General features: G+C 48.2%; 8 protein-coding genes. All 8 read left to right on the plus strand.

Annotated features, from left to right (window positions below):
* The first annotated feature begins 61 nt into the window (after positions 1–61).
* The 8 genes from BW944_RS04055 (at position 62) to BW944_RS04090 (ending at position 11,396) form a co-directional block, all read left to right on the plus strand.
* Positions 62–1,471 carry an MBL fold metallo-hydrolase gene (locus BW944_RS04055; protein WP_076557074.1) on the plus strand — a complete coding sequence of 470 codons (1,410 nt, stop codon included), beginning with the start codon at positions 62–64 and terminating at the stop codon, positions 1,469–1,471.
* A gap of 129 nt (positions 1,472–1,600) precedes the next feature.
* Entirely contained in the window at positions 1,601–2,356 is a 756-nt protein-coding gene (locus BW944_RS04060; protein ID WP_076557075.1) for a Cof-type HAD-IIB family hydrolase, read from the plus strand.
* A gap of 100 nt (positions 2,357–2,456) precedes the next feature.
* Positions 2,457–4,001 carry a fatty acid--CoA ligase gene (locus tag BW944_RS04065; RefSeq protein ID WP_076557076.1) on the plus strand — a complete coding sequence of 515 codons (1,545 nt, stop codon included), beginning with the start codon at positions 2,457–2,459 and terminating at the stop codon, positions 3,999–4,001.
* Positions 4,002–4,215: 214 nt separating this feature from the next.
* Complete coding sequence (gene msrA / locus BW944_RS04070) at positions 4,216–5,343, plus strand: peptide-methionine (S)-S-oxide reductase MsrA (protein ID WP_076557077.1); 1,128 nt, start codon at positions 4,216–4,218, stop codon at positions 5,341–5,343.
* 157 nt (positions 5,344–5,500) lie between these two features.
* Complete coding sequence (locus tag BW944_RS04075; RefSeq protein ID WP_076557078.1) at positions 5,501–6,487, plus strand: Gfo/Idh/MocA family protein; 987 nt, start codon at positions 5,501–5,503, stop codon at positions 6,485–6,487.
* Between the two features lie 9 nt (positions 6,488–6,496).
* Positions 6,497–8,215 carry an ABC transporter ATP-binding protein gene (locus tag BW944_RS04080; RefSeq protein WP_407690078.1) on the plus strand — a complete coding sequence of 573 codons (1,719 nt, stop codon included), beginning with the start codon at positions 6,497–6,499 and terminating at the stop codon, positions 8,213–8,215.
* Complete coding sequence (locus BW944_RS04085; RefSeq protein ID WP_076557079.1) at positions 8,215–9,999, plus strand: ABC transporter ATP-binding protein; 1,785 nt, start codon at positions 8,215–8,217, stop codon at positions 9,997–9,999. Before BW944_RS04080 ends, BW944_RS04085 begins: the two co-directional genes overlap by 1 nt.
* A gap of 104 nt (positions 10,000–10,103) precedes the next feature.
* Positions 10,104–11,396, plus strand: a complete 1,293-nt coding sequence (locus BW944_RS04090; protein ID WP_076557080.1) for a lysine N(6)-hydroxylase/L-ornithine N(5)-oxygenase family protein — start codon at positions 10,104–10,106, stop codon at positions 11,394–11,396.
* Positions 11,397–11,454: the final 58 nt, after the last annotated feature.

Here is an 11,454-nt window from a genome sequence, read left to right on the forward strand (position 1 = left end):
ATTTTTTGGAAAAGGATATACCCCTAATGGTAGGTAAATTATGAACGGGAGGGAATTATGTATGTTACTGAAACATTTCTATGATAATTATTTAGCACAAGCCTCTTATCTTGTCGGGTGCCAGGCTACCGGAGAAGCGGTAGTTGTCGACCCGGCCCGTGAAATCGAGCCTTATATCGAAGCGGCTAATCAGAATGGACTCAGGATAACAGGTGCTTTAGAGACGCATATCCACGCTGACTTCGTCTCCGGAGGACGGGAAATGGCCGAACGTCTCGGAGCTACGCTTTATGTATCGGATGAAGGGGACAGCGACTGGAAATATGAGAATATCGATCACTTGCCTCATCAGCTTCTGAAAGACGGAGATGAAGTGAAGGTAGGGAACGTGAAGATCGGTGTTATTCATACGCCCGGGCATACCCCGGAAAGCCTGTCCTTCACTTTGAAAGATGGAGGCACGGACAACGCCATGGGTGTGTTCACCGGCGATTTCCTATTCGTCGGGGATGTCGGCCGTCCCGATCTTCTTGAAAAAGCTGCCGGTGCTGAAGGAACAGCGGAAAAAGGTGGCTATCAGATGTTCGAATCGCTGCAGAAATTCAGCGAACTTCCGGACTTTCTCCAAATCTGGCCAGGACACGGGGCAGGAAGCGCGTGCGGAAAATCACTCGGTTCTGTGCCACAGTCCACTCTCGGTTATGAAAAACAGGAAAACTGGGTGTTCCAGCATGACAATGCAGAGGAATTCGTGAAGGAACTGACCGATGGTCAACCGGCTCCGCCTGTCTACTTTGCGGAAATGAAAAAAGTGAACAAAGTCGGACCTGGCATCGTACGTGAACTGAATGATCCGAAACGTATCGACAATCCGAAAGAACTTGAAGAAGCGCTGGATAAAGGTGTTCAGGTCTTGGATACACGTGATTCTGCCCGTTTTGCGAAAAGTCATGTGAAAGGAACGTATAATATTCCATTCAACAAGTCCTTCGCCAACTGGGCCGGATGGATCGTCGACTACGACCGGGACCTTTACATTCTGACGGAAGATACGGAACATCAGCAAGTGCTTGCAGCCCTTCGTTCCATCGGTATCGATAAGGTCACCCATTATATGGAGGCTTCCCAGGCAGTCACGATGAGTAGTCGTACGGAACACTACCACAACTATACTCCTGAAGACTCCGTGACCATGATTGAAAAAGGGGAAGCGAAAGTCCTTGATGTACGCTCGGAAGAAGAATATGAGGAAGCGCATATTGAAGGAGCTGCCCATATCTATCTGGGAGAGCTTCCGAATAGAATCGAAGAAGTGCCTGGAGGTCGTCCGCTGATCGTTCAGTGCGGATCCGGAGCACGCTCGGCTATCGCTACCAGTATTCTTCAGGCGCATGGAATCACTGATGTCCGAAATATGGACGGCGGGTTCAGTCAGTGGAAGAACCAGGTGAATAAACTTATTGAAGCGTAAGATCCTCAGCAAAATGCCCTCTCCGCGGGGGCATTTTTTTCATGGAAATTCACCGGGGAGCGGTTTTCCTGGTGGACGGGAAAGGTCGTCTATATTAGAATATAGGTCGTAGAGAGGACGTGATGAAGAATGGAACAAAATATAAAATTGATAGCTTTGGATATGGACGGCACGCTTTTGAGAAACGAATTCGAGATTTCCGATGAGAACAGAAGGGCAGTCCAACGTGCGAAAGATGCCGGTATCCATGTGGTTGTGAGTACAGGCCGGCCGATAGTGAAGTGTCGTGAAGTCATAGAAACTCTCGGAGAGTCCGAATATGTCATTACCGTTAATGGAGGAGAGATCTATGATGGACGATTCAACCTTGTGAAGCGGCAGGTGCTTGCCATGGAGGAAGTGAAACGTCTATGGGAAATCCAGAAAGAACATGACATCCGTCTCTGGACATCCACGGTGGAAGGGGCCTTTGATTCGGATTATACTTTTGAAAAACCTCTCGATGAGTACGAATGGCTGAAAATCGGATTTGAAGTTCCGGATGAAGAGATCCGTGAAGTCATTCTGAAAGAAGTGATGGACAATCCGGCTCTTGAGGTGACGAATTCAAGTCCTGTAAATATCGAAATCAACCCTGCCGGCGTCAGTAAAGCAGCCGCGCTTCACAAAGTGAACAGTTTTCTCGGCTTTTCTATCAAGGAAGTGATGGCAGTAGGGGACAGTCTCAATGATCTGGCAATGATCAAAGAAGCCGGAGTCGGAGTCGCTATGGGAAATGCCCAGGATGAAGTGAAGCAGGAAGCGGATCTCATTACGGAATCGAATCTGGAGCACGGCGTAGCCAGTGTCATCAATCGTATTGTGGATGCGAAAGCGGGAGTCTAGCACTTCCGCTTTTTTTCGTGGAAGCAGGAATAATCGATCTCTTGTCGAAAATAATAGATATACAGATCATTTTCTGAATTTTTCGATAAGGAGTGGGGATATGGGACCGACATTGAAATCCGTTTTTGAACAGACGACAGCCAAATTTCCGGAAAAAGAAGGGATCGTAGATGAACGGATAGGAATAAGATGGACCTATAGACAGTGGGAGGAAGAAGTACACCGGTACGCTCATACATTGCAGGAGAATGGCGTTTCTAAAGGAGATGTAGTATCGACGGTCCTTTTTAATACGTCGGAGTTTCTTACGACGTTATTTGCATGTTCGAAACTCGGAGCAGTCTTCAATCCGATCAATTTCCGCCTGACGAAGAAAGAGATTTCCTTCATTCTGAAAGACGCGGAACCGAAAGTCGTCCTGTTCGAGCAAGCGACTTCGGAACAGGTGGGACCGGTCCAATCAGAGATGCCCGGTACGGAATTCTGGTCTATTGATGGCGGAGGAGAGAGTGCGAAGAATCTGTACGATGAACTTTCGGGCAAGACTGAAAGAATAGATACCCGTCTTGATGAAGAGGATACGTATGCGATTATGTATACATCAGGAACTACAGGCAACCCTAAAGGTGTGCTTCATACGCACCGGGATATGGTCGATCAGGCTATGGCCATTGCGCTGACTATGCGTCTCACACCGGCGGATAATGGTCTTTCGATAGGTCCGATGTTTCACTGTGCCGAATTGCATTGTGCGATCTTCCCGAGGATTCTTGTAGGAGCCGGAAATGTAGTCCTCCACCATTATGATCCGAAAGAAACTCTCCGTCTGATCAAAGAAGAAGGGATAACGACTATGTTCGGTGCACCGACGATGTGGCACATGCTGATTCAGCAGGAATTCAAGAACGATGATATAAAAACACTTCGGCAGGGCCTTTATGGCGGAGCACCGATGCCTCCTTCCCTGACGAAAGAATTATATGATGTGCTAGGAATCGGTCTTGTCCAGGCTTACGGGATGACAGAGATGGGGCCTGCGATTACGGTACAGATGGAAGATGATCAAATAAGGAAAGCTGGTTCCGCCGGCAAGCCTCTCGTGAATCAGGAAGTAAGAATCATTCGCGCTGAGGGGGAAGAAAGCGGACATCCGGATGACGTTTGTGAAGCCGGTGAACTGGGAGAAATCATCGTCCGGGGTCCGAGTATGATGAAAGGATACTACAAACGTCCGGAAGCCACGGAGAAAGTCATCCGGGACGGCTGGTACTACTCAGGCGATATCGGAATGATGGATGAGGAAGGCTTCCTTTGGGTGCGGGACCGGGTGAAGGATATGATCATTTCAGGTGGAGAAAATATCTACTCCCGCGAGGTGGAGGATGCGCTGAACGACCATCCGGCCGTCGAGGATGCTGCAGTTGTCGGGGAACCTGACGTCAAATGGGGAGAACAGGTGGTGGCCTTCATTGTGAAAAAAGAACAGGTTACGGGGGAGGAAATTGATGAATTCCTTTTATCCGGTAACAGTCTCTCCAGGTATAAGCGTCCGAGACGTTATGAATTCGTCGAGGAACTGCCGAGAAATGCCAGTGGAAAACTTCAGAAATTCAAATTGAGGGAAGAAGCCTCGAACATAAAATGAAGGCTACCCTGAATATTTATTTTCAGGGTAGCCAAACTGAAAAAGATAAAGCAAGAAGGGGAAATCTGTTGCAGAAGAGAGTGTAATGCTCTTTATGCAGCAGATTTTCAATTTTCTGAACGGTATAAGCATAATGATATAATCTGTAGTTTTTTTTCATTATAATTAAAAGAAAGGTATTATGTACGAGTTAGATACCGAAAGTGGGTGTTCCATGAATAAAAAACGATGGATTATTAGTATAATTGCGGTCGTTCTATTAGCAGGCGGCTGGTTTTTGTATCAGGCTTTAACAGCAAAGGAATATGAAGAGGTACTCGCCACGGAACAAGCAGAATTACAGGGAGACTTGGAAGGTATGGAGCAGGCTACGTTTGCTGGAGGGTGTTTCTGGTGCATGGAGCCGCCATTTGAATCCAAGCCCGGCGTCATCAGTGTGATTTCCGGGTACACGGGGGGCGAAGAAAAGAACCCTACGTATGAAGAAGTTTCAGGTAAGGAGACGGGGCATCAGGAAGCAGTCCAAATCACGTATGATCCGGAAAAGATCAGTTACGAAGACCTTCTGCAGATTTTCTGGCGTCAAATAGATCCAACAGACGATGAGGGACAGTTCGTGGATCGAGGAGAGCCGTATGTATCGGCTGTATTTTATCATGATGAGGCACAGCGGCAGGCGGCAGAATCTTCATTGAATGAATTGGAAGCATCCGGAAGGTTCGATAGTGAAATCGTGACTTCTATTGAAGAATTCGACACCTTTTACAAAGCGGAAAAATACCACCAGGACTACTATAAGAAAAATCCGGGAAGATATGATTATTATAGAGATAACTCCGGACGCGATGAATTCCTGGAGGACGTGTGGGGAGAGGACAAAGAGTATGAGATAAGCAAAGCTTCCCCGTTCGCTGTAGAGGATAAAGAAGCGGCGGTGTCTGAATTGAACAGCATGCAGTATAAAGTGACGCAGGAAGATGGCACGGAACCCGCTTATGACAATAGCTATCATGACAACACCGAAGAGGGGATATATGTAGATATCGTCTCAGGAGAACCGTTGTTCAGCTCCCGTGATCAATATGATTCCGGTACGGGCTGGCCTAGTTTCACGAAACCTTTGGAACTGGCCAATATAACGTATGAAGAAGATACCGGTATTTTCGGAACGAGCGTGGAAGTACGCAGTAAGCATGCGGACTCCCATTTAGGTCATGTGTTCCAGGATGGACCTGAGCCGACCGGACTCAGATACTGCATGAATTCAGCGGCTATGGAGTTCATTCCTGCCGATGAATTAGAAGGCACAGAATATGAAGAATATGCAGATGAATTCAAATAACAGGAAAGCCGATTTTCTGCTTGATCGATAGGGCCAGAATTCGAAACAGACACTCCCATACTTCCTTTGAAGGGAAGAGGGGGTGTTTTTCTTTACAGGGTGCTTCCTGTTTTCTTTTTGTTATAATGGAGAAATAATTAAGAAGGAGGAGTTCGATATGCGTTTAGGAATTATCGGTACGAATTTCATAACGGACAGGTTGCTTGCTGCGGCGGAACATCTGGAGGACGTAGTGCCCCAGGCCGTTTATTCAAGAACACAAGAGAAGGCGGACGAATTTGCTGAAAAGCATGGCCTGCCCTCCACTTATACAGATCTTGAAGCGTTCGCCGCCAGTGATGAGATCGATGCGGTCTACATAGCGAGCCCTAATGCCCTGCACCACAAACAGGCGCTTCTCTGTATGAGGAACGGCAAGGATGTATTGTGTGAGAAACCGATCGCCTCGAACTACCGGGAAGCGGAAGAGATGTTCCGTACGGCTGAAGAAGAGGGTGTCGTTCTTATGGAAGCGATCAAGTCGGTATTAATGCCTGGTTTTGCACAAATAAAATCCGAGATCCATAAAATCGGTAAAGTCCGTCGTTATGTCGGAAATTATTGTAAGTTCTCCTCCCGTTACGAAGCATATCGAAAAGGCGAGGTCATGAATGCGTTTAAGAGAGAGTTGTCGAACGGGGCACTGATGGACCTCGGGGTTTACGGTATTTATCCGATGGTGGATTTGTTCGGTGCTCCTACTGACATAAAAGCCACGGGTGTACTGTTGGATACCGGTGTAGACGGGGAGGGCACAGCGATTTTCAATTACGATGAGATGGAAGCTGTCGTCTCGTTTTCCAAAATCCATAATTCCTATGCCCCTTCTGAAATCCAGGGGGAGGAGGGATCGATTATCATTCCGGATATCTCCACTCCAGAAGGGATGACGATCAAATATAGAGACGGTACAGAAGAAGCCTTGCAGCCTACTCTTTCAGAAACCTCCATGTTAGGGGAATTGACGGAGTTCAGCTACATTTTATCCGTTAAGGATTCCCAGTCTCAATCCTTCGTATCTTCCCCGGAGAATTCACTGGAGACCTCCCGGATCATGGAGGAAGTGAGGAGACAGATCGGAGTCGTTTTCCCTGCTGATGAATGATAGAAATGAGTGAGTGACTTGAGGCTATTACTGCAATACGTATCAACTTATAAACGGGCGGCTCTGTTTGCGATTGCGCTGATGCTTGTGGAACTGACAGTCGAGCTCTTCCAGCCGCTCATCATGGGGAAGATAATCGATGAGGGCATTCTTCAGGAAGATTATCGCACCGTCATCACCTGGGGGATCATACTGGTGCTTCTTTCGTTCACTGCTTTTGGTGCGGGCATCGTCAATTCGTTCTTCGCTGCCAAGGCGAGCCAGGGGACGGGCCATGACCTCCGCAGGGATATATTCGGGAAAGTACAGAAGTTCACCGGGAAAAATTTCGATCAGTATTCCACCCCTGACCTGGTTACGAGAGTAACGACGGATATCGTTCAAATCCAGAACTTTCTCTTCCTGTTTACGAGAATCGGTTTGAGAGCTCCTCTATTCATCATATTCGCTCTGGTTATGGCGTTTACGGTGAACAGGGACATGGCGCTTATCCTTTTGATTTCTACTCCAGTGCTGGTTCTTTTTATGTTGCTGGTCAGTATCAGAGGCGTGAAGCTCTTCCGCTTTGTGCAGAATAAGCTCGACGGAGTGAACCGCATTATAAGGGAGAATCTTACGGCCATTCGACTGATCAAGGGGTTCAATCGTACATCCCACGAGGAGAAAAGGTTCCATGGCATCAATGCCTCTCTCCGCCATACGAACAAACAGGCGCTGTGGTTGATGGAATTTGCCATGCCTGCGCTTATGCTGATGATGAATGCGGTCATCCTCCTTATTTTGTGGTTCGGCGCCGGAGAGCTTCCGATGGGAGGGGTGGAGCCGGGCGAATTGGTCGCCATCGTCAATTACGCGACGCGGATGATGGTGAACTTTTCGATGTTCACCTTTTTGATCATGGTTTTTTCGAGGGGCCAGGCTTCCTCGAGCCGTATTGCTCAGGTGTTGCAGGAAGAGACCCCCGCATACCTTGATGACAAAGGCAAACCTGGATTCGATCTTGAAGGCGGCATAGAGTTTCGTCACGTATCCGCCCGGCGCGGAGAGGAGTTGGTGTTGAAAGATATCTCTTTCCACGGCTATTCAGGGGAGACGATCGGCATCCTCGGGGAAACAGGTTCCGGGAAATCGACGCTGCTCCACCTCATTCCGCGTCTGCTTGATAAGGAAAAAGGGGACATCCTTTTAGACGGAAAGGAACTTGAAGAAGCGGATGTTCATCATGTGCGCCGACAGATCAGTCTTGTACCACAGGAAGTGCACTTATTTTCCGGCACCATCCGTGAAAATATCCGTTTCGGTAACCCGGAAGCTACAGATGAAGAGGTGCAAGAAGCCGCCATAAAAGCCCGCATCCACGAGTTTATACATACGTTACCGGAGAAATACGAAACGAAGATCGGCCAAAAAGGCGTCAATTTTTCCGGTGGCCAGAAGCAACGGATGTCCATCGCCCGGGCTCTTGTTCGCGACCCTGCGATTCTAATCCTCGATGACAGTACGAGCGCGCTGGATGCAAAAACGGAAGAGGAGCTTCTTACTGTTCTCCGTGAAGAGAAACGGACGGTTATGATAACCGCGCAGAAAATCAGTTCCCTTCGTCAGGCCGACCGGATTCTCGTCATGCAGGAAGGGGAGCTTCTCGCTGAAGGGGCTCATGAACAACTGCTGGTGGAGAACGACTATTACCGTAGTGTATATGAGTCGCAAAGAGAGGAGGGGGACTGATGGCAGACAGGAAACATGCGCAATCCGCAGCGTTCACCGGTCGTCCGAAAGTGGATGATATGAAATCGACACTCCGGCGCATCTGGTCCTATATGATGCAGGAAAAAGGGAAGTTCTATTTTGTGCTCCTGGCGATTTTCATCAGTTCTTCTTTATCCCTCGCTGGTCCTTATCTGCTCGGGGTGGTGATCGATACCATCATACAAAATCCTGAAAGAAGCAGGGTGATGATGCTCCTCATATATCTTGGAGTTATCTATCTTTTTCAATCGGTATTCATGTGGGTGCAGAGTTATTCGATGATTCAACTGTCCCAGAATACGGTGTACCGGATGCGGGAACATCTGTTCAATCATCTTCAGCATTTGCCGATGGCGTTTTTCCAGAAATATCAGCAGGGGGAATTGATGAGCCGCCTCACCAACGATATGGAGAATGTGAGTCGTACACTGAACTCTGCAGTTATCCAGTTCGTGACGAGTGTTCTTACAATCGCCGGGACGCTCATCATAATGCTCGTGCTGAGTCCAATGCTTACGTTGCTGACGGTGACTGTCGTTCCAGTGATGTACTACGGGATGAAATGGATCACGAAGCGGACCGGCACTTATTTTAAGAACCAGCAGAAAAATCTCGGAGAGGTGAACGGATACGCAGAGGAGATGTTTTCCGGACAGCCGATCGTAGCGATGTTTTCGAAGGAAGCAGACGTAGAGAAGGAATTTGCGGAGAAGAACGAGGCGCTTTATGAATCAGGGTACTGGGCTCAGGTGTATACCGGGTTTATTCCGAAACTGATGAATATGCTGAATAGTCTCAGTTTCGCTATTATTGTCGGTGGGGGTGCTGTACTTGCTTTGAACGGGTTTGTAACGGTCGGTCTGATCGTCACTTTCACAACGTATTCGAGACAGTTCACCCGCCCCCTCAACGATCTCGCCAATCAATTCAACATGATTCTTTCAGCAGTAGCGGGGGCGGAAAGAGTGCTCAGTATCATTGATGAAGAAGCGGAAACGACGGATGAGAAAGAAGCAGTCGAAGTAGAAAATATTAACGGGGACGTTGCGTTTGAACACGTTCATTTTTATTATGATCAGGAAGAAAAAGCGCTCGAAGACGTATCGTTTCACGTGAAACCGGGGAGCACCGTGGCTTTGGTAGGCCCGACTGGTGCGGGGAAAACTACTGTCGTTTCTCTACTGTCGAGGTTCTATGACGCGACAGAAGGCCGTGTTCGGATCGACGGGAAAGATATACGTTCGTTGAAGCGCTCCGCATTGAGGGAGCATATGGGTCTTGTTCTCCAGGATGCCGTCATGTTTCATGCGAGTATTCGGGAAAACATACGTTACGGGCGTCTTGATGCGACGGATGACGAAGTGGAACAGGCAGCGATAGCCGCGCGGGCTGATGTATTCATAAGCAAATTTCGGTACGGGTATGACACGATGCTGGACTCCGATGGGAAGGGCATAAGCCAGGGGCAGCGTCAGCTTCTCTCGATCGCCCGTGCCATATTGAAGAATCCTTCCCTTTTCATTCTCGATGAAGCGACGAGCAGTATAGATACAGTGACGGAAATCAAGATCAATGAAGCGCTCCAGACGTTGATGAAAGACCGAACCAGTTTCGTCATCGCCCACCGGCTGAATACGATCCGCAATGCTGACCTGATTCTGGTGATGGAGCACGGAAGAATCGTGGAACAGGGCAGTCACAACGAGCTGGTCTCCTTAGGTGGGAGGTATGCGGATCTTGTCAGTAAGCAGGCTGCACATTAAGAAGATTTCGAAATTTTTCGTTTCGTTTTTCTTTCAATATGATACGATTAGAAAGGAAAACTTCAGAAATAAGCATTTTTTCTGAAAAAAGGGGTCGAGATGAAGTGGAACAACAACAGGAAACATTTGACGTAATCGGGGTCGGCATCGGCCCGTTCAATTTGAGTCTCGCTGCGCTCCTGGATACTCAGGATGTGAAAGCGGCATTTTTTGAACAAAAATCGGAATTCGCCTGGCATCCGGGAATGTTGATCGAGGGAACGAAACTTCAGGTGCCTTTCCTTGCGGATCTTGTTACGATGGCGGACCCTACGAATCCTCACAGTTTTTTGAATTATATCAGTCAGCAGGGGCGGATGTATCAGTTTTATATATTGCAGCGTCTCGATATCCCGAGAAGGGAATACAACGATTACTGTAACTGGGCATCGAAGCGGATTGAGAGTTGCCGTTTCGGTGAAAAAGTTACAGGTATCCACCGGTTGGAGGATGGTAGTCACCGGGTGGACGTGCGGGAAGAAGCGACCGGAAGCGAAAAGTCCTTTTTCACAAAGCATGTGGTACTCGGTACCGGGAGCACCCCAGCGCTCCCGAAGGCACTACAGGGTATGCCGGAAGAAGACGTGTTCCACACGGCGGACTTCGAGATTCAGCGTCATACATGCCGGGATGCGAACCGGGTGACGGTCGTCGGCTCCGGGCAGAGCGCGGCGGAAGCTTTCCGTGAACTTCTTAAAGAACAGCGCACCTGCGGATTCAGCCTGGACTGGATCACACGGTCGCCGGGATTCGCCTCTATGGAAGAGTCGAAGTTGAATCTGGAACATTTTTCTCCGGATTATATCGATTATTACTACCCTCTTTCGCAGGAAAAAAAGGATGAGATTTTCGCTTCTCAAGGGTTGTATTACAAAGGAATCAGCGAACACACGATCAACGAAATATATAACATGATGTATGAATATACGGTGGGCGGTGAAGAGCTCGATGTCAGGCTTCTTCCGCTTACGAAAGTGACCGGTATCGAGCAGAAGGACGGGGAATATGAATTGACGTGTCATCATTATCAGAAAGAGGACACGTATTCAAAACGGACGGATAAAGTGATTGTGGCCACCGGTTACCAGCCGAACGTACCGGAGTTCGTCCATGATTTATCCGATATCATCGAATTTGATGAATACGGTCGTTTCAAGGTGACGAAAGATTACCGTCTTGTGGAAAAAGGAGAAAATCCTTACGACATATTTGCCAACAGTGGAATTACGCACACCCACGGTGTCGGCTCCACCAATCTCGGTTTGGCCGTCTTCCGTAGTAAAGTGATTGTCAATCAGTTGCTCGGAGAAGAAGTGTATACGGTACAGGACTCGTACGTTTTCCAGTCCTTTGAATAACCATCCGCCTGTGTGCGGGTGGTTTTTTTGTTGTGGTTTTCATACCTTGGCGGGAGGG

This window comes from Salimicrobium flavidum, assembly GCF_900156645.1.
In the GTDB taxonomy this organism is placed as follows: Bacteria; Bacillota; Bacilli; order Bacillales; family Halobacillaceae; genus Salimicrobium; species Salimicrobium flavidum.